Raw genomic sequence first — 22,573 nt, forward strand, 5'->3', positions numbered from 1 at the left:
GCGTTGAATTCGATAATTTGCGACGGATCATCAAGTTTTGACCTCTTTGTTTAAAGCAGAAAAAAATTAAACACTACCGGACAGCATCAGTTGAGTAGCGTTCAGGACAGCTTTATTCATCAGTTGTGCAAGAGAATTAAGAAAGTTTAAATCTGTATATAATGCATTTATTTTTGAAAATGTTTTTGATTATGGTAAATAAATTAAATAATTTATGTTAAAACGTTATGTTTGTCCCAGATAATTTATTAACTTTATTGTGAAATTAAACAGTCATCCTTCGATTTGGTAGGGTGTTTGATGTAAACAAGTACTTTTTAATTAAAATATCAAAAATAGATGAAAAATATCCAAGACGAATTTCAGGTTTTTAAAGACGAATTGAGAAAGTTGAATATCGAAGTACAGAAAGTGGTAAAAGTTGGGAATGGCAGTATGGATTTCCACGAAGTCTTTTACAAGTCGCCACGGTATGAAGATGTGAAGAGCGTGTATGTTCAGCGGCATAATCTGGACAATATTCTGGCAAAATTTAAGCAAGCCTACCATTAAGATAAAACGCGGTCCGGAATCCTGGGCCGCGTTTGTGTTTTTATTTATTTCCATGGTTCAATATCATCTCTGAACAAAAGAATTTCCGGTATTACTCCAGTTCTTTAATGCCTTATTTCTCCCGACATGCAAAGGCTTGCTATCAGCGTTCCATAATACAAGACCAGGTTCAGAATCAGGTATTTCATTTCGGTTTCACGAATGTTTTTCCGGTTGATGAAGATTATGCCCTGCCTGATGAGGACAACCAGCGAAACCAGTACCGTGAGGACTGATGTTGCCACAACTCCGCTCACCATTCCCTCATACGCATCAAATCCATAATTAAATTCCCTGAAGAAGAAATGCTGAAGACTGAAAATGATGATAAAAAGATAAGCGCAGGACTGGATTTTACATAGGGTTAATGCTTTCATTTCAATTTATATTTAAATACAACAGAATCCCCGTTTACCGATACCATCATCGAATCGAAATACTTTTTATGATCAAAACCGGCCATAAATTCGGCAGCATAGGCTTCTACTGCCTTGATATCAACCGGGACACTATCCTGCTGCCTGGCTACCATGTTGAAATGCTCCAGCCTGGAGATCCGGCGGTGCTTAAGATCACGGAAATACCAGAGGGTATCGATGGTTTCACCGGTATCCATATCGATATGATACTTTTTGTTCAGCTGCATCATAAGTTCAGCGGTCTTCTGGCTCGGCTCATAGCGCGGCATTCTTCTCATTCCCCAGGTAAAAGGGTTGAGGTAAATCACCATGGGCAGCAGAACCAGCAGAATAAAAACGGCGGTAAAAAATTTTTTCATTCGGGTAAATAAAAACCGCTCTAAGATAGAACGGTTTTCTGAATATTCAAATTATTTTTCTAGAACCGGTATCCTACAGACAATCCGCTCCGGAATCCCAGCCACGGCCCGTCTACATTTACTTTGGCTCCGCTGGAGTTGGTTTCTACGGTATAATTGACATATGGAATATCCAGGTCTTCGATTTCCTGTTTTAATCTTGCCTGCATATCGGGCGTCAGCACCACATCGCTGGTCATGATGAAATCGCCCTGGCCTTTTCCGTAATGGGCTCCGGCAATCCATAAATCCAGCACCAGGTTCCGGCTTTTTGTAAGAAAGAACTGGGCGCCGATCATCAGTCCGCCGCTGTTTCCGTGGGCACTTCCGTTTCCTTTCAGCGGAATTTCATATGTGATTCCGCTGAAGGTGTAATCATAATAAAAATCGAAGGTATTGGACGTTATTTTGGAATACCGATAGTACGGTGCGAGGTAAAATCCTTTTCCATAGCCGGCTCCCAGATAAAAACGCGGCTCGATGGTGAAATTGAAGGATTTTACTTCAAGGTTCTGGAATCTTCTTTCGTCCTCATCTTTCAGAAACGAATTGATGAAGGGTACTTTTCCTTCAGGCATGGCCCCGAACCCCATATTCACGGAAAACCATTGGGTAAAGGCTCTCTCATAGGAAAGGTTGATATTCCTGAAAGCGTAGGCGGTAACATTCGTTTTAATGATGTTCAGCTTGTCCGAATAGTCGGAAACCGGAGCTTCCTGCGCAGCTAATGCTGAAGAAATAAAGGGAAGCAGTACAAGGTATTTTTTCATAATCATATATTTAAGTGTTGCTGAGGTGCAAGCAAAAAACGGGCAAATAATTGCGGAATTTACAGGCATATAATAAAATTAATATTCTCTTGATAAAAATATATGCCGGCTTCAGGCATTAAGCTAATCTCTGATGTAACAATTTATACTTCCTGCTTGTCTTATTCCATATATTCAAATTCAGAAATGAAAAAAACTTTATGTTCGTTGTTTCTTTTGTGCGGAATTTTAGCTTTTTCGCAGGAAACTGTAAAGAACGATACCATGAATACGAAAACGGCGGAAATCCGGGAAGTTATCGTAAAAGCACAGCGTAAGAAACAGATGGCCGACCGTGCTGTCTACACGTTTGATAAGGAAGCCCTGGAAAAAGCACGCTATGCAAAAGACCTGATACAGACTTTACCGGAACTTCAGCTGGACCCGGTAACCAATACGCTGAAAAGTACAAAAGGCGGGACCACTCTGTTTTTAATCAACGGGATTGAAGCAACGGATATGCAGATCCGAAGCATAGCTCCAAGTGAAGTGGTAAAAGTGGAATATTATGATATTCCTCCTGCCCGATGGGCAACAAGAGCAGATATCGTAGTGAACCTGGTGACCCGCTCCACTGAAACCGGCTACGTTTTTGGGACCGATGTAAGTTCCGCACTGAATACCGGATTTGTAAATGGCTCGGCATATGCGAATTTTACCAAAGGAAAAAATAACATCGGACTGGAATACTCTATCAACCTGAGGGATTATAATAACCGGAAGATCCACAGTATTTACGATTATCACCTGGACGGCAGCCATTACCGGACCGATGAAAGCAAAGTTGATCACTTCGGATATACCTCTCAGAATCTGGCGTTGAGATACACCCGGATGGTTCCGGACAATTATGCTTTACAGGCAAAAATGGATGTGGATATTTTTACCAGTTTCATCAAAGGAAAAGGCGGCAGCATTTTTACCAAAGACATCTTTACCGAAGAGCATGCCCTCCTTAAAAACGGATCTTCCGGCTATACCGTTCCGACCCTCGACCTTTATTTGTCCAAAAACATCAGTAAAAAAGATGAGCTGAGCATAAATGTAGTCGGATCTACCTTTAATACCGATACTTCTGAATTTGCAAGGGAATGGATCATTTCCTCCGGAACTTCCGTTTTCGATAATGATATGAACCTTACAACCAGACAGACGGGCATCATCGGAGAACTGGCGCATGTCCATACTTTCGAATCAGGGAAGCTTTCTTCGGGGTACCGGGTTTCCAACACGGCGATTTCCAATGATCTTCAGAACCTGACCGGATTTTCGGAATACCGTGTCAATTACCTGGAACAGTATTTTTATACGGAATTTTCAGGAAAAGTAAAGAAATTCAGCTATCGGGTAGGAGCAGGCCTTACCAACATCCATAATAAAAGCGCTGAAAACACCTTCGATCAGTGGGCTTTTACCCCTAAGGTCATTCTGGGATATCAGCTGAAAGATAACCAGAACCTGCGTTTTACCAGCAGCTATAAACCGGTAAGCCCTTGGAGTACTGCTTTGAGCAGCAATATTGTACAAATGGCACCGAACATTGTACAGCGCGGAAATCCTTTCCTGAAATCCCAGCAGATCTTTGCCAATAATTTCATCTATTCATTTAACAATAAATATTTTGATTTCAATGCCAATCTGTTTTACCAATATACAGACCGGATCATCAACCAGTATTATATAGCGGATGAAAATTTCGGCTATGCGCTGACGTATGAGAATGCAAAAAATGCCCAGCGATCGGGGCTTCAGCTTTCGGGTTCTTACAAGCCATTCGGTAACAGTCTTCTTGTGGTGAAATTAAACCTGACTCCGGCAACGGAAACGGTCAGGACAAGCAGCGGCGCTTTAATTAAGAATAATTACCTGGCCAATAATCTGGTGCTGTCTTCCGAATACAAGTCCTTCAGCCTGCAGTATCAGCTGAATATCCCGGTATACACGCTGAACGGTGCCTTTTTAAGCACCAATGAAAACCAGAACCATGCTTTTGCCAGCTATAAAAAGAAAGAGTGGACGTTGATGGCAGGAATGTACTGGATCGGAATGCCGTCGGAATACAAGACCAAGAGCCTTCCGGAAAGCCTGGTAAATTACAGCCGCGTTAACCGGATTATGAACAACCGGTGTATGTTTGTACTGGGCTTCAGCTATGATTTTTCCAAAGGCAAAAAGACGGAACTGAATAAGAAGCTGAACAATTATACGGCTCCGGCTGCTACTTTTTAATCCGGTTTTTACCGTTTATTTTTTTTATTTAAAATTTAAAACTCCGCCCGGAAATTCCGGGCGGAGTTTTTATTATCTATAGAAATAGATTTTATTTTTTAATGAATTTTGACGTTTCCGGCTTCTGGCTGTTTTTTCCGGATACTTCAATAAAGTAAGAGGCAGCAGGAAGATCAGACACTTGTACTTTCCCGGATTGGATGTCAGAGGTTTTAATCAGTTTCCCGTCTACGCTGTAGATTTTTGCCGTTGAATATTCACCGGTCTTTCCTTTAAAGCCGATAAAATCCTGAGCCGGATTGGGGTACACCTGCAGTCCTGCTTTTCCGGCGTTTATTTCCCCGGTTGAAAGAACTGCTGAGCTCAATACCTGCGCTCCATCGGTCGTCTGGTTGTTGATGTTGGCAAGAGGTACATTAATAACCGTCTGAATGGTGGTCAGCAACGGGAATTTCTTGGAGCTGTTATAGTAAGAATAAGACGTATTGGTGATACTTCCGATCGGAATTATGAAATTCGTATCATTTGGCAAGTACAAGTTGAAAGTCTGGACAGATCTTACTCTTAAAACATTCGTAAATGTATAAGCACCCAGAATCAGTGTCCCGGAAGCATTGGGATTGATGGTAATGGTTCCCCTGCAAAGACCGCTTAAGGCAGTAGAAGAGAAAGTCCCCTGTGCGATATCCGTTTCTGTAGTTGTTGTGTATTGAGTAGGATAACTAATGAATATTCCGTTGTTGGCCGATAAATTCAGGGTAGCATCGGGCGTTACCAATCCTGTAATTTCAAGTTTGGAAGCACTTTGTTTGTAAAATACCGTATTTCCGGTGCCTGTCATTTTCAGTGTTGATCCCGGAAAAGTACTGACTTCACTGGCGGTAGGCGTAGAGTAAACCGTTGAGGCCGATCCGGCGAATGCAAGCGAACTGTTGTTAAACGTTGTATTGGCGCCTGTAGCCGAATTGTCCGGAGTTCCGACAACGCCGAGATAAGCCACCGTTTCACCGGAAACGGGATCGTTAAACGCTTTGGTAATTGTCGTCTGTGCCGATAAGATACCTGCTGATGCAAGCAGAAAAAATAGAGTTTGTTTCATAAAAATTTTTTGTTTTAAAGATAAGCAAAAAAGGCACCGCGGTATTCAGGTATTTTACGGATTTTCAACTGTAAATTAATGATTCACAGTATGATGAATTGTTTTGTTTTTGAATGTTCCTGTATGGCTAGGTTTTTAAAGCCGGATGGCTGCATTGGGCTGTTCCTTTTCAGAAAGATTAAATATTTTGCCTAATTTCTGGGAAGCATTTACAAACGCAATAAAAGCGCAGAGTTCTGAAATTTCATCATCGGTAAAATATTCCCGGAGCATATCGAAATGCGAAGGGAAAATGGATGTATGGTCTTTGCAGAAAAGTTCAGCAAAAGCCACGGCTACGGAAATTTTCATCTGCGATGCATCAAAGTCCGGTTTACCGGCTTTTGCCATACAGTATTCACAGCCGTTTTCGAAAGCCATCGCCCTGCGGATCTGCTCTAGCATATTCTTGTCTAAAACGGTTTCTTTCCATAAAGTTTCTTCCAGAATATTCCAGGAATTCAGGATTGCCGGGTTGTGGCCGATCAGTTTTTCAAAAGGTGTGTTCCCGTTTTCCGAGAAAGGTATTGTTGTCATATCTATTGTTTTACCAATACAAAATTCATCAATATTCTACCAATCTGAAAACGGATTTAAAGGTTAAAGTTTTAAATTTGCATTGAATTAATGGTATTTAAAATATTTTTCAGTGAAAATAATGTTGGATGATTTCGATTACCGGATTTTAAAAATCCTGAGTGAAAATTCCCGGTTGAGTTATGCGGAAATCGGACGTACAATTTCCCTGTCTCAATCGGCAACCAAAGAAAGGGTTCAGAACCTGCTGGACAGCGGGATCATTAAGCAGTTTACCGTAGAGGTGGATTATGAAAAATTAGGGTTTCCGCTGAAGGTGGTGATCAGCATGAAATTTAAGAATGACGAGTTCCGAAGGTTTATCGATGATGTGCATCAGTTTCCGGAAATCCTGAACTGTAAAAGGGTGACGGGCGAATCCTGCCTGATCGCGGAATGTGTGCTGAAAGACAGCCGCCACCTGGAGCAACTCATTGACCGGCTGATTTCTTATGGAATTCCGACAACAGCCATTCAGCTTTCTGAAATTAAAACGAATTCGTTTTTTAAGTAAAATTTAGCGTAATCTGAAGAAGTAGGCTGAAAGAGGGAAGCTTTCAGGCAATCCAGCCTACCGATTTTTTCCAGGCTTTCATTTCTTCGTTTCTCTGCTTCAGATCTGCCGGCAGATGCTGGTTTTCTTTCTGTGTGCGGTTTCTGATGCTGGCGGTTTGTTCTTCAAGTGAATTCAGGCCGAGTGATTTTCGTCTCTCGTTCACCTCATTCAGGTCATCATAAATATTCGGGCTCAGCTGTCCGTTTTCATCCCAATCAAACTGGGTCCCGTACAACTGTGGCCTTCCTTCAAAAACGGCAATCCTGTCGGACAGATAAGCAATATTGATATTCTCAGCATGGGTTTCAGGATTGGAGTCTTCCAGCAGTTTCAGGCATTTCCTCATAAAATCCGGCCGGGAGATGGCATGCTGGATAATTATCCATGCTGCTTCAGAAGCTTCTGTACCCACTTTTTCAGTAGTAGGATAGCCGATATGATCTATGATTTCCTCCAGTATTTCCGCATTTTTATGGTGAAGCGCCTGCATGGCTTTCTGATAGCCATTCCCCAGTTCCCCATTACGGATCAGCTGATCCCGGAGTTCAAGATCGGCATTTTTAAGACTGATGATTTTTTCGGCTGCGCTTTTGAAATCCATAAGTGATAAGAATATTAATCCTGATAAAAGTTTTCCCTGCGTATGGCATACACCAGCTCATCCTGTAATTCGCCGTTTTTGATGAGGATTTTTGGAAAGCGCGCTTCCAGTATGAATCCGTTCTTTTCCAGGACTTTCTGAGAGGCGGTGTTGCTGCCGAACGGACGGGCGAAAATACGGTCGATTTCATCATAATTTCGAAAAGCAAAATCAATGGCCTGCTGAATGGCCCGGCTGATAATACCTTTTCCCCAGAAAGTTTCCCCGAGCCAATAACCCAGCTCGGCATTCTTCCGATGGATGTCGTGTTGAGGATGGATCCCGATCCCACCTGCCGCTTCGCCGTCTACTTCAATGGCAAAGATATGGACAGAACCAGGTTGAGTGGCAAATTCAATAAACGACATTCCGTCTTTTTCCGAATAAGGATGCGGAAACATATCGGTCATATTTTTTGCGATGCTTAAATTATTGGCATATTTAACGAGGCTGTTGAGGTCTTCCTTTTTCCAGGCTCTCAGTTTGAATTCTTTTTTCATAAAGATTGATGTAAAACAAATGTAAAAAATTTCAGTTTTTCTAAAGTTTAAAAAATTAGATGATATTATTCAATGAGCAGTTTCACATATGTTTTACCATCTTGTCCTTCAACCTCCATATTGTACACCCGTTTACCGACAACGGATTTTAAAAATTCACGGATATCTTCCGGATCACCGGCAAATTCGAGATTCAGATATTGTGATTCGATCACTTCAGGATTTATAAAACCTGAAATATACAGGTTGAACCGGTCCAGCAGGTCTTCCAAAGGGTATTGGGAATCTTCATCGTCTTCCAGCTCCAAACTTAGGGCGGTGACGTATGTATTGTCTTCCGTATTTCTGTAAATATGATCGTCTATGGATTCATAAACCGGAGGACTGTATTTTTCAAGGGTGATGGATCTTATGTTTTTCATTGTGGGATTATTTATATCGGCAGAAAGAACTTCCGGCATCCGGCATCCCTCTTCCAGCCAATTATATGAGTTCTACTTCGATTTCACGTTAATTTAATAAAAATTTTCAAGTTCCAGTTTTTTGATCCGGGCAACGATAGCTCCTCTGGTCCTTCCGAGGTGGTCGGCGATTTCCTTAATCGGACAGCCGTCGCTGAACATTCCGGCCAGCTCATCATCTTCATCCTGGGTCCATGGCTTGTAGGCTCCTTTGTGGGTCGTCCGGATCTGTTCTAAGGAATAGGCTTTGTCTTTTTTATTTTTATTCTTTTCAGCACCGGCAAAAGTATGTTTCTTCGGTAACTCTTCATCTTCATTTTTCACTTTTACAACATGAATGGAAGGCGATTCCAAGATAAAGGTATCCGGCAGCAGGGTCTCGGGAATAGAAAGGGTATTTTTAGCCCTCGTCACCGCCACATAGAGCAGATTGATCTCTTCGTTGGTTTTAGGGATATTCAGTTCAAAGTTTTTCTTGTCTTCCTTAAGCTTTTCCAGCCTTTTTTCGGAGATAAAATCATTCACCAGCTCTACCGAATCATACTCCATTCCTTTGCAGCGGTGAACGGTAGAGAAAATCATATCCGCATCCTCCTTGTTGTTGTTCCCGACATGTCTTTTCTTGATGGTATTGATGATTTCCGGGATTTCACTTTCATATTCTTTAATAATTTCAACCATCAGGGAAAGCTGAACGTCTTCTGTTTTTTCAATATAATCTTCCAGTTCAGCCAGGTCTTTCATCGACCGGATCAGCTCATCTCTGATCAGATGGCGTTTGTTGCTGTAGAGGTTCAAGACATCATAAAGCGAAGCGCCGTCATCAGCGTAAGTGTAGGATGTGATGTTTCCTTCAAAATAAATCTGTCTCGATCTTTTATTTTCCGTAACGTATTCGATGGCTTTAAGCAGCAGTCCGAGATTGGTTCTCGCCAGGGTAGCCCGGGTTTTTATTCCTTTACTGTTGCCGGCTCCGGTTATGGAGACGGAAGCCGTAAAGTTTTCATAAAGATGCTTTTTCAGATCCAATACCTCCGAAGCCAGACCGGCAATGTCCTGTCCGAACCGGAAGCTGGTGGAAAGATGATAGGTTGTAAAGTCCGCTTTCTCCAGGGAATTCACGGCATACCGCCAACTGTAGATCTGCTGATGGGTATCGCCGACAATTACTTTTACGGCTTTCTGGTTAAAAAAGAGATCGAGCATCGCCGGAGAAGCATCCTGGCCTTCATCAAAAAGGATATAGTCGTAACCGAGCTCCGGATTCAGCAGCTGGAATTTTTTCAGGTAAAAGTCGTGGGTCACCTCAATTTCCCCTTTGTCCATTTTACTCAGCAGCAGCCGGGTCTGGGCTATGATGTAATCGTAAAACGTTGAAACGAATGCTTTGGCCTTCGGGTCGGTAACGGTATCCAGGTAGTTCAGGTCCTGGACCTTGCGTTTGTCGCTGTTGCAGAAATAGGCGATGCATTTATTGATGTGGTTGGCAACAATATATTCGGCATGTTTTTCACCATTGCCCTGCAGGTTCAGGAGGGAAGCGATCTCATGGGTTTTGTAGCCCTGTGCACGGACTTTATAATTGTAATGGAAGACGATATGCCGGAATGCCAGCGAATGGGCGGTCTCTACCCTGACGTTATGAAGCCCTTTGTCAGCAAATTTTTTAGCTGCTTCGATCCGCACCGCTTTGTTGAATACCAGATAGAGGATTTTACTTCCCGCGGGGCGCGTTCCGGCGTATTCGATAACGGTGGTGGTTTTTCCGGAACCGGCTACGGCATTGATCTTAATATTTCCGGACGAGTTGATAATGTCCTGCTGTTCCTGTGTTAATTTCATCGGTTGTGTGTTTTTTGTATTGATCATTTTTTATTAAGACCGGATGGTTTATTGGTTTCTGCTTACCACAGCTGATAATTTTCCAGTCTGAAATTATTTATCAGACTTTCCGCATTTGGCCTTCTTTCGTCATGACGGTGAATATCAGCCCCTGCGGAAATAAGTGTTTTAAATATTTTTCTGAGCTGTTGCAACAGAATACCATCGGACAGATCTGCATTGGGATGACGGATCATCTGATTGGCATCCAGAATGGCGCGGTGCAGGCAATTGTTACCATACGAATCCATAGCGTTGGGATCTGCCTGTTTTTCCAGCATCTGCTGAAACAGCGCAAATGCCTGATTAAACTTATCCTCATTTTTCTGAAGCGTGTAGGTATTAAATACCAAAGCCCGAATGCAATCGTGAAGAACGGGCGCCGTCCATTCGTTGATGGCTGAGGTTTCCATGAAATTTACATCCGCCCCTTTTTCGATAAGAAGTCCGGCGATATCGAAGTTTCCGATTTTAAAAGCTACCTGCAGCCCGGACTGCCCGTCGTTCTTCTTGGGCGGTGCAAAGCTGCATACCGTCAGATAAGCCTTATCGGATTCAATAAGCTCCGCTACTTTTTCGGTGTTACCATCCGTAATGGCTTTAAAATAGGTTCTGATGTCCTTTTTCTTCATCCGGCAAGTTCTTTAGCATTTACTCCATAAATTCTTCATTGATAAAGTCATAGCCGTTGTCCATCAGCATGTTCAGGTATTCCTCAAAACTGCCGGCAATGACGCTTAATTCATCAGGATCGTGGACAAAACGTACAATCTGGCCTTTTGTCCCTTTTTCGGACGGGCTGAAATCGATAAACAGCTGGGAGGTGCCGCCATTGTTCATGCAGTCTGAAAAATGGAGCCATTTTAAATCTTTTGCTGTCGTGGTGATCCTTTCATCTACTTCTACCTCATCGTATTCCCGTTCGATATAATCTTTATAATATTGGGCTGCCAGATCCCGGTTTTCAATCATTTCACCGGACGAGAGCAGATAATACGGGTATTCCTCCATATCGGAACCCAGAAAGTAAAAGGTTATTTTCTCTCCCTCATATTCCCGCCAATAGGTCCCGTCCACGTATTTCAGGAGATCGATCAGTGCTTCAGGAATTTCCGGATAAAGTTCTTTAAGCTTCCGGATATTTTCTTCGGCAAGGCCATGCTTTACCATTTCAAAATGGTCCCAGCTTTCTTTTCCCTGTTTTTCGTAATACGCTTTTTTCAGTCCGGCAATATACTGTTTTGCGATAGGATTCATTTTTTTTATTTTAAATTTACGGAATTCCGTTGTGTTTTTTATAATGTGAGGGATTGAAAATTCTGGTAAGAACATCTGAGTCATCGGTAAATCTGCGTGATTTTTCTTTAACGCAAAGGTTTTATTTTAAATCTGCATATTTGTAAGGTGGCAAAGAATGAATCAGCAAGCTGATTCGATGAAGCTATCCGGTTAACTTTGTGCAACAATTTATTGCCTTCTTGAGGTAGATATTACACCTTTTTAAAAAAAATTAATCTTAATACCACCCCGTCAAAAATTCTTTGAATTTTCGCTATCCTCTGGTGAAGGGGAATTTTTTAGGCTGCTTATTAGCAGTAATTATGGGAACATGATTAAACCAATTTGTAGATTAACAATCCAAATCAATTGGTTCAAATGATTAATTTTCCTTTTCAAATCGGAAGCCCTGTGCCTGCAGATATTCTTCCAGATCTACTTCAAACGGAAGGTAATAGCCGTTCTCCAGATCATACACCGCACTGCTTGAATCGGAAGCTTCCAGGAATCCGAGGACTTTCGAGCGGGTCTGTTCTTTGGCTTTTTTCCAGCACTGCTTCAGGAATTCATGTTCCAGCCCGGACTGGTTTTCCCAATAACCGGTCGTGTCCAGCCTGTTGTCGGCATTAAGATGTCCGGTATACTGGATGTCGTTTTCATCCAGGATTTTCCGGCACAGGTCCTGAAGGTCTGCCTGCGTGTAATCTTGAAATCCATGTTCCTTCAGGTGGAGTTCTGCGATGTGAACGGTTTTGTCGGGGGCATAATAGGCGTAATTCGGCATGGCAAAGAGGAAGCTTAAAGGGCTTGCGGCATAATAATACAGGCCGATCACTTCCACTTTCCGGTCATCTTCCCTGAAGGTATCGGTTGAATTCAAAACCTTTACCAGAAAATCGGTAACTGCCCTTTCCCTTGGGAAAAGGATGGTTTCCTGAAAGGCTTCATCTATTTTTGATTCCAGATTTTTCATAAGTGGCTGTTTGAAAGATAAAAATAAGGAAAGACTTTGGAAAAACGGTTACTGCATGATATTTTAAAATGTTTTTAGATGATGAGTATAAGCGTAAATGCTTATAACAGCGGAGTATGCTTTACTATTCAAACCCGAAATTATTTCCGGCGCAGGTCGGTGATCAGTAATCCGTTGTTTTGTCTTAGCCGATCAACGGTTTTCTCGGTTTCGGAAGGAACCGGATTCTGCTCCAGTTGTTTAAATTCACTGGTGGTAAGGCCTACGATCTGTAAAAAGGAAACTTCCCCGTGCGGCGTATTTATTTTTCCAAATTCGGGATCGAGGGTAAAAGACAATGCGGTGATGTCGGTATCATATCCGATCCGTATCGGACCGTTGGCGGGGATCAGGTGGTATTCCTCAAACCATTTGCCGGATTGGAAGACATACCTCGCCAGATTCTGGAGAAGGTTGCAAACCCAATGGATGTTGTCATCTTCCTGTTCCATTTTCAGCCGGAAAGTGAGCTCAAATCCGAATTTGCTGAATTCCCCGCCGGTACTTTTTTCACTGTAATAGAGTTCCGAGAATCCGTAGGTCACAAAATGGAAATGCTTTTCCTGTTTTTCGCTCCGGTACACACTGATTCCATCCAGCGGATCGTTGCCACCAACCGCATAATGGAGTGGCGGTGCAAAATGAAGCGGCTCCTGGCCGGGATAGATTTTTTCCAGTTCCCTGTCAATGCATTCCCAGCCGACGGCATCGTCTTCCGTAAATTGTTTTCTGTATTCTTCTGTAGTCATTGGTGGATTTTTGAAGAATTAAGGTACGGAAAAAAGGGGTTACTGCCAAGTTTTATGCAGAATGGCATTTCGCGGACTGCAAATCCGGGAAATTAGCTTTCTTATCAACTCTTCATCTGATAAAGGATATACAGGACCGGAATTAAAAACAGGATGATAAACGGAAGGTCGGATGCGGCGGCGGCATACTGCTTGTTCCGGATCCTGATGATTAGGTCTGTAATCAGGCCGGTAATCATTAAGGCCAGAATAATAAACAGCAGGTAAGCAATGCCTAATCCGGCATCGGTAGGATGTTCTTTTTTCCGGTTGGCTTCAAATACCGCCTGTGAATATCCATACAGGACCAGGAGGGGAGTGCCGATAATCAGGAGCCTGATCAGAAAATTTTTTATAAATTTCATAGTGTGTTCTTGTTAAAGCCGTTATAATTTTGTCCTAATAGCAATGGCAGCGTCTCCGATAAATTGTTATGTATTCTTCTGTATTCACGGGTAGATTTTGGGGAATTAAGATACAGGAAAAAAGGTTGTGTATAGCTGAAGAATTATTACAATAGCAGCCGGTTGAAAGCTACCTGAATTTATTATTTCCTTTCCAAAACATAAGCGAAATACCAACTATTAGCATACCGATGACTGCAAATAAAAGAATCTTTAAATTTCTATGTTCGGTTTTCAGTGCTTCATATCTGGATTCGTCCAAATCAGCTTTTCGTTTTAGCTTTTTAATATAAATGTCCGGCTTATTTGGCTCCAGCTCAAAGTCTTCTATAAAAGGCTTTAGAACCACATCCTCATCCTGATTTACATATTCTTTTCCCAAATCCTGTAAAATTTTCAGTTCGTCCTTCGTGACGTTTTTCAGAGGCCTGGTGTAGGTGCAGAATTCAGAGTAGAGTAAACCGGTATCGGGTTCGATATAGCCGAAAATCAGATACTCGGTATTTTTATCGTAAGACAGATCGCATGATCTGAGCGGGGATGAAAAAAGGACGGCGTCTTTTTTGTAAAATTCTCCGTAAGCCTCCGACTTATAAATTGTATTGACCTTTATTTTGCTGAGATAGCTATTTAAGGTCTTGAATCCGGAAGGGACCTGAATAATGTCATATACTTTTCCTGTAAACACAAAATCCGCATACTTAAACGATTCCCGAATACTCATGTTCTCGCATTTGCATCCGGATAATTTTACTGAAATCAGAAATGATAAGATGAGAAGCTTTATTTTCATGGTTATTTCAGAGGATATTTAAGGGCTTGCTGTTACATTTTCTTTTTCATCAAAGGCAGCTGCATCACATCGATTTTCCCTTTCTTATTGGGATAATACAATGATTTTCCATCAAGAATAAAAAATTCGTCCCGGATGTTGTCTTCATAGGCGGCGATATCCTCGATTTCAAACTCGAAGACGTTGGAATCCTTATTAGCCTTATTGAAAATAAGGTAGTTGCTGAGATTGTGGGTCCTGAAACCGAGCTGTGAAAAATCTTTTTTGGAAACACTTACCGAATTTTCCTTGTTAAGGATATTTTGCCTATCTATATACGGAGCCCTGCCGCTGCTTTTTACATAAGGCGACTTCAGGATATTGATATAATTTGCTTTTTTATCAAAATAAACGGTTGCCATTTTGAAGCCGTCGCTTACCGTATTTCCGGAATCATCTTTTTTCGGAATGTAGCTGATCTTAATGGTGATGGAATCCGAATCGTTTCTGGATTCTTTCATTTTTACTTTGGCAAATTCTTTCTTAAGATCGGGATTCAGCAGAACCCTGTTTCCGGAAAGCTTCCAATGGCCCTCATATTTTTTTCCATAATAGTTGTAGATGAAAGTGGAGTCCGGTTTCAATTCAATATAACTTGCTGCCGGGTTGAGTCTGTTGAGAAGTCCTTCGCCATATATTCCTGCAATGTCTTTCGTTTGAGAATGAAAAACAGAAGCCATCAATAGTAAAGCAACTGAAAGAATGGTTTTCATGATTTTAACTGATGTTTAAAACGGTAAAAATAAATAAAATATCAATGGTTTTCTGCCAAAATAAATTCCAAATCACATTTACAGCCATCATAGAGGTTGTCCGTTCAGATCCGTCGTCAGCACTTCGCTCATATAATCAAAGAAAGGACGCATGGCCAGGAAGGTGAGCACGGCTTCTTTTTGGAAATCATCTGAAAAAACTTCCTGATCGGTAAACGGCCGCATCACGACATACTGCTTTTTCCGGATGAGATTAATGGCGGGATGGTTTTTATTGAAACCTCTCGGTGCGGTTTTCACAGCTTCGCCTTTTATCTCTTTAAAATAATTGATGAAGGTCTGGTCTGAAGTGATCTTTTCAATTTCCACGGTGCTGATCTCAAATTCTTTGCGGATGCGGAGCAGGTCTTTGGCATCCGGTCCCCAAAATCCACCGCCCACAAAGCTGTTGCCGGGTTCGAGATGGATGTAATAGCCTCCTCTCAGCATCGGCTTCAGGCGGGAGTACCCGGCTCCGAAATGGGTCTTGTACGGCGTCTGGTCCTTTGAAAACCGGACATCCCGGTAAATCCGGTACAGATGGATTCCCGGTACCCGGTCATGTTGCTGAAGTCCGGCATGGATCCGGTTGAAAAGCGCCTTGTTTTCTTTTGCCAACACGTCATATTCCGCTTTGTGGGCGGCAAACCATTCGCGGGTGTTGTTTTTCTCCAGCTGCTTCAGGAATTCAAAGGCTTTTTTCATCTTACGGTTTTTAGTGAAATTAAATATTTACAAACAAATTACGATCCGTTGAATCAGATCGGATGGTGAATACTGAAAGACAGATGCTCTAAGTTTCACCAAACCCGTCAGGTTTTTATGCGTATTAGCAGGGAAGTGCAGGCGGGGATGCAATTATTTAAAGTCTTTTTCGCTGATCTTTTTGTTATAATATAAATCGACAAGTTTAACGACCTGATTGCCATCTCCAGATACTAAGGTCTCTTTGGTCTCATAAAACAGGTCACCGAATTTTTTATAGTCATCATTAAGGATAACAGAGAAAGAATCTTTTTCAGGATTTTTAACGACTTCGGATTTCATTAAAAAATTTGAGGTCTTCTCATAGTATAGATAGGTTACTTTCCCATTAATCAGGGTCGCTTTAATTTTATCACAGTCTTTGTTACAGGCTTTTTCTTCCCCGACGTATTCCAAAGTATAAAGTGCAGGATCAATATAATCTAAAGAATTCATGATGTGACGGCGGTAATTTTTGTCTTTAAATTGTTCCTGATCAGCAACCTTTTTTTGTCCGTTCACCACTTCATAACCCGTTTTTCCATCATAAAAAGACTGATACACAATTCTGCCCTGGTATTCGATTTCAAAACTTCCCTTGTTGGGAGCCATCTCCTTGGTAATCCAGAAAACGTTTCTGCCGTCCATCACGGTTTCTGATTTGGTGTATAATGTTCTGATGTTTTCCAGCACCTGTTTTCCGCCCTGGGCCTCAATGGATTTTTCAATAATTTCTACAGATTTGCTTTTTTGGGTAGCTTGTGCCGTTAAAGCTGCAGTCGAAAGAAAAATGGCAGCGATAGTCGTAGTGAATTTCATTTGTTATTAATTTTTATATTGCGTAATATCACATGAGAAAATTGGGAATGCAGACTTTCAAAAAACCTGAATCAGGGAAAGATGAAGCGGAGCCGGTATTTTCTACAGCGCAAACTTAACCAAAAATTTGAAATGGAAGTATGGCAAAAACAAAAAAATACTAATTCTGTTTTTGCCGGTCCAGCATAATGGTTATCTTATTTTTTCTCTGCTGTACCTTGATGCTGTTTCCCTGTTCAAAGCCGATTTCCTGCAGCCATTTGCCGCATAAACGGATTTCAGGAAGGATATTAGGCCGCCGGAAATTGGAATTTCCGGTGTATTTTCCATATACTTTCAGATAGCGATCTTTTTTGTATTGAAATTTTTTTCTTGCTTCATCATGCGGATTTATTGATTTAAAAGTATAATTAATTATAATTAAAAACAAATAAAAACGCATGAAATTATAATTATTGTTGTTTTAAATATGATTTTCAGGTCTTTAGAATTTTACGATATTTGCAGGAGAAGTTAATCATTGAGCACTGTGCCGAAAATAAATTTAAATAGAATAAAGTCTGTCTTAGCAGAAAAAAATAAGACCAGCAAGGATCTCGCCGGTCATTTAGGAAAGACGGAATCTACCGTTTCACGCTGGTGTACCAACGAAGTTCAGCCTTCCATTGAAACACTTTACGAAATATCTAAGTTTCTGAAAGTAGATATCCGGGAATTATTGGTATCTACGGGTTCATGATCAAAGATCAGTTAAAGATCGCATTAGGCAAACGCATTATCATGCTTCGCGGAAAGAGAGGCTGGAGCCAGTCTGATCTCGCCCGCGCCTGCAACAAAGACCGCCAGGCCATCGAAAAACTGGAAAACGGCAAGGTAAACCCTACACTTTATACGCTGCTGGAACTGGCTAATGCTTTGGAGATCTCTTTGCCGGAGCTGGTGGATCTGGAGTGAACCTTATTTTAAGCTGAAAAAAGGCACGAGCCTGGAAGCTCGCGCTGGCAGGGAAAGAGAAGTCTATTAATTTTTTACAGTCGTGTATTTATCGTCCGCTTTCCATATTCTGTATTCAACTGACCAAGATTCGGGAATATAAAACGGTGTTGCGTAATAACTCTGATATTCAATGAAAATATCCTGACCGCTGATGATTTTCCTTTTTACTTTTTTATCACTTTTACAATCCGGATTCATTCCTTCAAAAATTTCTGCTGAACTATTTTCTATAACATAATAGGGATATCTCGAACCCTGCTGAATTCCATATTCTTCTTTTAAATTTTTTCTGTTAAAACTGAAACTTGCGTCTGAACATTCTCTGGCTGTTGCTTCAAACGAAAACTTAACCTGTACTTTATAGTTTTTTGAATTTTCTATTTTGGGGAGAAGCAGGTCAACTCTTTTGAAGCCCTCTTTTGGTTGCGGATAAGATGGCTTGTCTTGGGCATTTAGTTTTATGCTTAAAGTCATTAAGATTAAAATGGTGAGTACTTTATTCATTGATTATTGTTTTGTTAAAATATAAATTATTGCTCATAACGGTTTATTTTTATGTGAAATTGTCTTCAGAAATGATAATTATGATGACGGTATTCAGTAATTTCAGGTATTTAAAATTGAATTCACGCAATCCTCAATTTCTTTTTTCTCTAAAATCTTTTCATCATACTTTATCTCAGACTTTGTTTTTTTCCAGAAAGGAAACAGGAACAGACCTGAACTTCCGATATTGACAAGTGTAGCATCCGGATATTCAATTTCTACAACGGTTTTAAATACCGTGTTTCCTTTTATGTAATTGGTTGTTTTGACTTTGTTGGTTAATAAATCGAAAGCCTGAACGATTCCGTTGTCTAAATTTTCGAATTCTTCGCTGAAATGCGTATGATGTAAACCGTAGCCTATCACCAATTCTCCAAAAGTCGTTGAAACCCAGAAATCTGAATCTTTAACAGCCAGATATTCGGTTCCGTCTTCGTCTTTTGAATATTCAGCTTGGTCTCCTAATTTTTCAATGAGGAGCTGTTTAATTTCTTCAAATTTCTTTTGGTTACGGTTCATTTGTTAATTGGGGTTGAGGTTAAGATTTAATAAGCTCTGGCAAATTGTATAAGTAATAAGCCTGAACTATCTCACATCGAACCTGATCCTTTTAATCCATCTTTTTGAATCGATATGGATTTTATCCCGTCCGTGCAGCATTAAATCATTTCTGAATAAGATAAGGTCACCTTTTTCCAGCTTAATCTCGAAGGAAAAACTTTTAAAAAGCTTATCGAGTTTATTTAATTCATCAATTTCTGTTGCCTCAAGCCTGGAAAAAGATTCCATCGTGATCCGGTCGTAGCAGAGGGCATAGTTTCCGTCTTCCACCGATAAAATACTTCTTTGCTGATTTCCGAACTTCCATTTTTTACCCAGCATTTTCTGCTTTTCCTCTTCCGGAAGGTGCTTTAAAAGACTGCTCAACAGCATAAAGGTATTGGAACCCCGGCCTTCCTCATCCGGCTCCACGCACAATAGGCCTATCGTATTGGGAATGGCATCGAAATCGGCGCAGTCAGTATGCAGCGGAAAAGCCAAATTGGAATTGGCAATCGAGGTGAAAAAATTGTTATGGCGGTGAATGGTCACATCAAAAACTGATTTTCCATTGTTATTTCGCCTTTCGTTTAATGCGGTGCCCAACCGGCTGATGAATAATTGCAGTTCCTCGTCAGACAGGGGGAAATTTTTTATAACTAAGGGATATCCCTGCTGCAGACTTTCTTTGATGGCCGCATCACCTGGATGCTGTCCCCACTGATGATTAATTAACAAGCCTGGTTCTTCCATCGATTACTAAAAGCAAGGCCCCGTCCTGCCCGTGTTTGGGGAAATTAGTGATTTTTTCTTCCATGTCTGTAATCATCAGGTAGTCATCATATTCGCCTTTTTCAATGACATAATAGGTACAGGAAATTTTTTCGATAAAATCTTCCCATTTCAATTCTATATTGGCGGGAATATTCGTCTGCTCATGAATTTTAGAAATCAGCTCCCCGATCGAGGATGAATTTTCATCGATATCGACTTCAATCATTTTCGGAAATTCGTCGTGCTCAATAGAGAATTCCGGTTTTAATTCGATTTTCATTTTTAAGGATTAATTTTTAGGCAGCTAAACTAAGAAAAATCACGGTAAAGTAAAACGAAGAATGAAAAATAAAATGAGATCTAATTTCATCGTTATATTTGTGTGTTTTAATAAAATGACTACAAGTAAATTTGCAGATTGGAAATCCATAGGTTAGATAAAATGTTCCAGTGCATAATGGGGCAACGAGCCTGAAAACTCGCGCCGGCAGAGGGTATTAACGGGTACCTTCAGCGGAAAGTGCTCCCTCGCTGATATCCGCAGCCTGAAGGCTTTTAAGGGCCGATTTGGCTGAAGACGTTGTACTTCCGCCGATGATGTATAATTTATTGTTATAGATTTCCGCAGCTGCGTGTCTTCTGGGAATCATATTGGAGGATAGCTGATGCAATGTATTGGTTTCCGTATCGAAATAGGCTAAGAAAGTCTGATTATTACTTCCTCCTGCAATAAAAATCTTATGACCGGATACCGCCAATGAATGACCGGCTATCCCCACAGGCATCGTATATTGCTCAGTCCAGAGACTTTTGTTGAGATCGTAAACATTGACCAGCCGGGAAGGCGTACCGTTAAACCCACCGATGACATACAGCTTATCATTCACAATTTTGCCTTTTGTTTCTCTGGCCGTGGGCATATCGGGTAGGGGATGCCAGGTATCGGAAGCAATATCATAGTACTGGAACCTGTTGGAAAATACGGTGGTGGCAGCATTGTTCAGTCCGCTGCCGCCGAATACATATATTTTTCCGTTGTGGATGGCAGAACCTGCATTTCCCGTGTAGGCACGGTTCACCGCTCCCTTTGTGATCTTATTGGTTTCAAGGTCCAGGATTTCAAGATGGCTGTTTCCCCAGCCGTTAAAAATATAGATTTTATGACTATCCGTCTCGGAATTACCGAATCTTCTGGGAAGCAGCTTAGCATTGACGACACTCCAGCGGTTATCTTTAATGCTGTATTTCTCAATAAAAGTGGCATTGCCGTCATTATCTCTATACCCGTTACTCACATAGATATCATCATCTGCAACAGCACTGCTGATCCCTCCTCTGCGAACGGACATATCGGCAAGATGCTTAAAATTCAGGGTTTGCGCATTCGCGAAGAATAAGCCGGAAATGAAAAGGAGAAATACTGTTTTTTTCAATGGTAGCAAGGTTTTGTTGAATTTATTTTTAAAGATAGGGAAAAAATAAGCATCATAAATCACTGATGTTGAGTTTAATGAAATGAAAAGCGCTCTTCCTTTGCCGGTATGAGCGTCTTGTGCTTTACGCAGAATAGTCTTTCTGTCAGATATGGGCAGGATGTCCGTTTAAGTATGGGGACACAAGCCTGGTAGCTTGCGCCGGCGTTAAAAGATTATTTCTTTATCCGAAATAAAAGCAGTTCATTTTCAGACAGTAATTTACAGTCAAAATTAATCTCTTTCCAGATCTCCATTAATTTTTCCCGTGCAACAATGTTATCTGATACGACAACAATATGTTCTTCAAATTTCCATTGCGGTTTGAACATTAAATCAAATTCCTTATCTATTCTTCTGGCTCCGGTAAGGATAGACAGAAAATCCACATCTTCAGAATTTACATATTTCCTGCGAAGAATTCTCGCTTTGATTTTTTCAATCAGTGAGCGGGTATAGTCGGGATTTTCTTCACCGTTTTCGAACAGGCTCATCAGGTAGTCATGTTCGTTCATACGTTCTTTTCCTTCCTCAGTTTCGAAAAGCTTGCAGATTTCTTCACTGAACCATTCCCGGGAACCCATTACCCGGTACTCTTTCGTTTTCTTATCATAAACTACAGGTCCGGAACCAATAATATGTCCTCTTTCGTCATCGGGATCATATTCTTTTTGCGTTCAAAAATAGATCACCATATCTTCGGTGTCAAAATATCCGGAGATTTTAAAATCCGGGCTTATTTCTTTTTCGATGATTTGCTGAACATAATCCGGATCGATCATAAGTATTGATTTTAGCTAACTTTCAATGATACTGAAAAATATTCTGTTGAAAATCAGAGGTGTGACGTTTGCACCAACGTATCGGTTTTAGAACAACTGAACAAAAGAATACCCGAAATCACCGCCAGGAAAATCCGGATCACGGTTTCTGCAGGTATTGCTCCAGCTTCGCCATCATTTCGTCTTTCTCTTTCAGCATTCTTTCGTACAGGGCAATTTTCTCTTCGTGAAGTTGCAGAACTTTGTCAATAGGATGGAATGAAGGATTATAGTTGATGCCATTAAGTATAGAACCATTGTCAAAAGTATTGGAAATAATATTGACAGCCTGTTCATCATCCATATTTTCAATGGCTTCTACAGGAATTTTCAGAAGCTGCGCTATTTTTTCCAAAATATCCTTTTCTATGGTTTCTTTCTGTTCCAAAATGGACATTTTCTGCTGGCTCCACTCACCAAGCTCATAAGCCAGTGTTTCCTGCTTGATGCCCAACATTTCCCGGAACCGCTTGATGTTCCTGCCCTGATGTATTTTCTTGTCCTGCATATTTGTGTGGCCGGAAACGAAGGCGGAATGGAATATCCGGGCATTGTATTCTGCCACATGAATTCCAAGGGCAGCGAACTCTGGGGTGT

31 protein-coding genes are annotated in these 22,573 nt (G+C 41.1%); 5 read left to right on the top strand and 26 right to left on the bottom strand.

What is annotated here, in order from left to right; genetic code table 11:
• Positions 1-339: 339 nt before the first annotated feature.
• Positions 340-552, top strand: coding sequence for a hypothetical protein (locus tag FY557_RS13490; RefSeq protein WP_072955399.1), 213 nt, complete (start codon positions 340-342; stop codon positions 550-552).
• Positions 553-656: 104 nt separating this feature from the next.
• On the opposite strand, the gene FY557_RS13495 is transcribed toward FY557_RS13490, so the two are convergent.
• From FY557_RS13495 to FY557_RS13505, 3 genes are read right to left on the bottom strand one after another with little or no spacing between them, the layout of a single operon-like run.
• Positions 657-968 carry a hypothetical protein gene (locus tag FY557_RS13495; RefSeq protein WP_149247761.1) on the bottom strand — a complete coding sequence of 104 codons (312 nt, stop codon included), beginning with the start codon at positions 966-968 and terminating at the stop codon, positions 657-659.
• Complete coding sequence (locus FY557_RS13500; protein ID WP_149247762.1) at positions 965-1,369, bottom strand: hypothetical protein; 405 nt, start codon at positions 1,367-1,369, stop codon at positions 965-967. Before FY557_RS13500 ends, FY557_RS13495 begins: the two co-directional genes overlap by 4 nt.
• Before the next feature lie 59 nt (positions 1,370-1,428).
• The gene (locus FY557_RS13505) at positions 1,429-2,178 is read right to left on the bottom strand and encodes a DUF3575 domain-containing protein (protein WP_149247763.1); all 750 of its coding nucleotides are present in this window, start codon (positions 2,176-2,178) and stop codon (positions 1,429-1,431) included.
• Between the two features lie 186 nt (positions 2,179-2,364).
• Between FY557_RS13505 and FY557_RS13510 the strand changes: the two genes are divergently transcribed.
• Complete coding sequence (locus FY557_RS13510) at positions 2,365-4,446, top strand: TonB-dependent receptor plug domain-containing protein (RefSeq protein WP_149247764.1); 2,082 nt, start codon at positions 2,365-2,367, stop codon at positions 4,444-4,446.
• Between the two features lie 91 nt (positions 4,447-4,537).
• Here the strand turns inward: FY557_RS13510 and FY557_RS13515 are convergent, their stop codons facing one another.
• Complete coding sequence (locus FY557_RS13515; protein ID WP_149247765.1) at positions 4,538-5,545, bottom strand: T9SS type A sorting domain-containing protein; 1,008 nt, start codon at positions 5,543-5,545, stop codon at positions 4,538-4,540.
• Between the two features lie 135 nt (positions 5,546-5,680).
• Complete coding sequence (locus FY557_RS13520) at positions 5,681-6,121, bottom strand: carboxymuconolactone decarboxylase family protein (RefSeq protein WP_149247766.1); 441 nt, start codon at positions 6,119-6,121, stop codon at positions 5,681-5,683.
• A gap of 121 nt (positions 6,122-6,242) precedes the next feature.
• On the opposite strand from FY557_RS13520, the gene FY557_RS13525 reads away from it, so the two are divergent.
• Positions 6,243-6,674: an Lrp/AsnC family transcriptional regulator gene (locus tag FY557_RS13525; RefSeq protein WP_228451788.1), complete on the top strand. Its 432-nt coding sequence runs from the start codon at positions 6,243-6,245 to the stop codon at positions 6,672-6,674.
• A gap of 43 nt (positions 6,675-6,717) precedes the next feature.
• Here the strand turns inward: FY557_RS13525 and FY557_RS13530 are convergent, their stop codons facing one another.
• The 14 genes from FY557_RS13530 to FY557_RS13595 all read right to left on the bottom strand — a co-directional run bounded on the left by FY557_RS13530 (position 6,718) and on the right by FY557_RS13595 (position 17,257).
• Positions 6,718-7,317: a DUF6624 domain-containing protein gene (locus tag FY557_RS13530; protein ID WP_149247768.1), complete on the bottom strand. Its 600-nt coding sequence runs from the start codon at positions 7,315-7,317 to the stop codon at positions 6,718-6,720.
• 14 nt (positions 7,318-7,331) lie between these two features.
• Positions 7,332-7,856 (bottom strand): GNAT family N-acetyltransferase, encoded by a 525-nt coding sequence (locus FY557_RS13535; RefSeq protein WP_149247769.1) that lies wholly within the window; start codon positions 7,854-7,856, stop codon positions 7,332-7,334.
• A 65-nt stretch (positions 7,857-7,921) separates the two neighbouring features.
• Positions 7,922-8,278, bottom strand: coding sequence for a hypothetical protein (locus FY557_RS13540; protein WP_149247770.1), 357 nt, complete (start codon positions 8,276-8,278; stop codon positions 7,922-7,924).
• A 93-nt stretch (positions 8,279-8,371) separates the two neighbouring features.
• Entirely contained in the window at positions 8,372-10,159 is a 1,788-nt protein-coding gene (locus FY557_RS13545) for a UvrD-helicase domain-containing protein (RefSeq protein ID WP_149247771.1), read from the bottom strand.
• A 62-nt stretch (positions 10,160-10,221) separates the two neighbouring features.
• Complete coding sequence (locus FY557_RS13550) at positions 10,222-10,830, bottom strand: ankyrin repeat domain-containing protein (protein WP_149247772.1); 609 nt, start codon at positions 10,828-10,830, stop codon at positions 10,222-10,224.
• 19 nt (positions 10,831-10,849) lie between these two features.
• Positions 10,850-11,455, bottom strand: coding sequence for an SMI1/KNR4 family protein (locus tag FY557_RS13555; RefSeq protein ID WP_149247773.1), 606 nt, complete (start codon positions 11,453-11,455; stop codon positions 10,850-10,852).
• Positions 11,456-11,858: 403 nt separating this feature from the next.
• Positions 11,859-12,449, bottom strand: a complete 591-nt coding sequence (locus FY557_RS13560; protein ID WP_149247774.1) for a hypothetical protein — start codon at positions 12,447-12,449, stop codon at positions 11,859-11,861.
• Positions 12,450-12,589: 140 nt separating this feature from the next.
• Positions 12,590-13,237: a suppressor of fused domain protein gene (locus FY557_RS13565; RefSeq protein WP_149247775.1), complete on the bottom strand. Its 648-nt coding sequence runs from the start codon at positions 13,235-13,237 to the stop codon at positions 12,590-12,592.
• 104 nt (positions 13,238-13,341) lie between these two features.
• Positions 13,342-13,641 (bottom strand): hypothetical protein, encoded by a 300-nt coding sequence (locus FY557_RS13570; RefSeq protein WP_149247776.1) that lies wholly within the window; start codon positions 13,639-13,641, stop codon positions 13,342-13,344.
• 169 nt (positions 13,642-13,810) lie between these two features.
• Entirely contained in the window at positions 13,811-14,473 is a 663-nt protein-coding gene (locus tag FY557_RS13575; RefSeq protein ID WP_149247777.1) for a hypothetical protein, read from the bottom strand.
• Between the two features lie 32 nt (positions 14,474-14,505).
• Positions 14,506-15,225: a hypothetical protein gene (locus tag FY557_RS13580; RefSeq protein ID WP_149247778.1), complete on the bottom strand. Its 720-nt coding sequence runs from the start codon at positions 15,223-15,225 to the stop codon at positions 14,506-14,508.
• A gap of 87 nt (positions 15,226-15,312) precedes the next feature.
• Positions 15,313-15,969: a DUF2461 domain-containing protein gene (locus FY557_RS13585; protein ID WP_149247779.1), complete on the bottom strand. Its 657-nt coding sequence runs from the start codon at positions 15,967-15,969 to the stop codon at positions 15,313-15,315.
• A 153-nt stretch (positions 15,970-16,122) separates the two neighbouring features.
• The gene (locus FY557_RS13590) at positions 16,123-16,827 is read right to left on the bottom strand and encodes a hypothetical protein (RefSeq protein WP_149247780.1); all 705 of its coding nucleotides are present in this window, start codon (positions 16,825-16,827) and stop codon (positions 16,123-16,125) included.
• A gap of 160 nt (positions 16,828-16,987) precedes the next feature.
• A complete protein-coding gene (locus FY557_RS13595) occupies positions 16,988-17,257 on the bottom strand; it encodes a SymE family type I addiction module toxin (RefSeq protein WP_185151728.1) in 270 nt (89 codons plus the stop codon).
• A 99-nt stretch (positions 17,258-17,356) separates the two neighbouring features.
• Between FY557_RS13595 and FY557_RS13600 the strand changes: the two genes are divergently transcribed.
• Together FY557_RS13600 and FY557_RS13605 are read left to right on the top strand one after the other, a co-directional pair.
• Positions 17,357-17,566: a helix-turn-helix transcriptional regulator gene (locus FY557_RS13600; RefSeq protein ID WP_149247782.1), complete on the top strand. Its 210-nt coding sequence runs from the start codon at positions 17,357-17,359 to the stop codon at positions 17,564-17,566.
• A complete protein-coding gene (locus tag FY557_RS13605; protein WP_149247783.1) occupies positions 17,563-17,781 on the top strand; it encodes a helix-turn-helix domain-containing protein in 219 nt (72 codons plus the stop codon). Before FY557_RS13600 ends, FY557_RS13605 begins: the two co-directional genes overlap by 4 nt.
• 66 nt (positions 17,782-17,847) lie before the next feature.
• On the opposite strand, the gene FY557_RS13610 is transcribed toward FY557_RS13605, so the two are convergent.
• The 7 genes from FY557_RS13610 to FY557_RS13640 all read right to left on the bottom strand — a co-directional run bounded on the left by FY557_RS13610 (position 17,848) and on the right by FY557_RS13640 (position 22,484).
• Entirely contained in the window at positions 17,848-18,327 is a 480-nt protein-coding gene (locus FY557_RS13610) for an ecotin family protein (RefSeq protein WP_149247784.1), read from the bottom strand.
• Between the two features lie 102 nt (positions 18,328-18,429).
• Positions 18,430-18,888: a hypothetical protein gene (locus FY557_RS13615; RefSeq protein ID WP_149247785.1), complete on the bottom strand. Its 459-nt coding sequence runs from the start codon at positions 18,886-18,888 to the stop codon at positions 18,430-18,432.
• Between the two features lie 66 nt (positions 18,889-18,954).
• Positions 18,955-19,662: a TauD/TfdA family dioxygenase gene (locus FY557_RS13620; RefSeq protein ID WP_149247786.1), complete on the bottom strand. Its 708-nt coding sequence runs from the start codon at positions 19,660-19,662 to the stop codon at positions 18,955-18,957.
• Positions 19,637-19,963, bottom strand: a complete 327-nt coding sequence (locus FY557_RS13625; protein WP_149247787.1) for a hypothetical protein — start codon at positions 19,961-19,963, stop codon at positions 19,637-19,639. The genes FY557_RS13620 and FY557_RS13625 overlap by 26 nt, the downstream gene beginning before the upstream one ends.
• Before the next feature lie 217 nt (positions 19,964-20,180).
• Positions 20,181-21,116 (bottom strand): Kelch repeat-containing protein, encoded by a 936-nt coding sequence (locus FY557_RS13630; protein WP_149247788.1) that lies wholly within the window; start codon positions 21,114-21,116, stop codon positions 20,181-20,183.
• 215 nt (positions 21,117-21,331) lie between these two features.
• Positions 21,332-21,739 (bottom strand): hypothetical protein, encoded by a 408-nt coding sequence (locus FY557_RS13635; RefSeq protein ID WP_149247789.1) that lies wholly within the window; start codon positions 21,737-21,739, stop codon positions 21,332-21,334.
• Positions 21,740-22,076: 337 nt separating this feature from the next.
• On the bottom strand, positions 22,077-22,484 hold the full coding sequence (locus FY557_RS13640) for a helix-turn-helix domain-containing protein (protein ID WP_149247792.1): 408 nt from the start codon (positions 22,482-22,484) through the stop codon (positions 22,077-22,079).
• Between the last annotated feature and the right edge of the window lie 89 nt (positions 22,485-22,573).

This window comes from Chryseobacterium sp. SN22, assembly GCF_008329705.1.
In the GTDB taxonomy this organism is placed as follows: domain Bacteria; phylum Bacteroidota; class Bacteroidia; order Flavobacteriales; family Weeksellaceae; genus Chryseobacterium.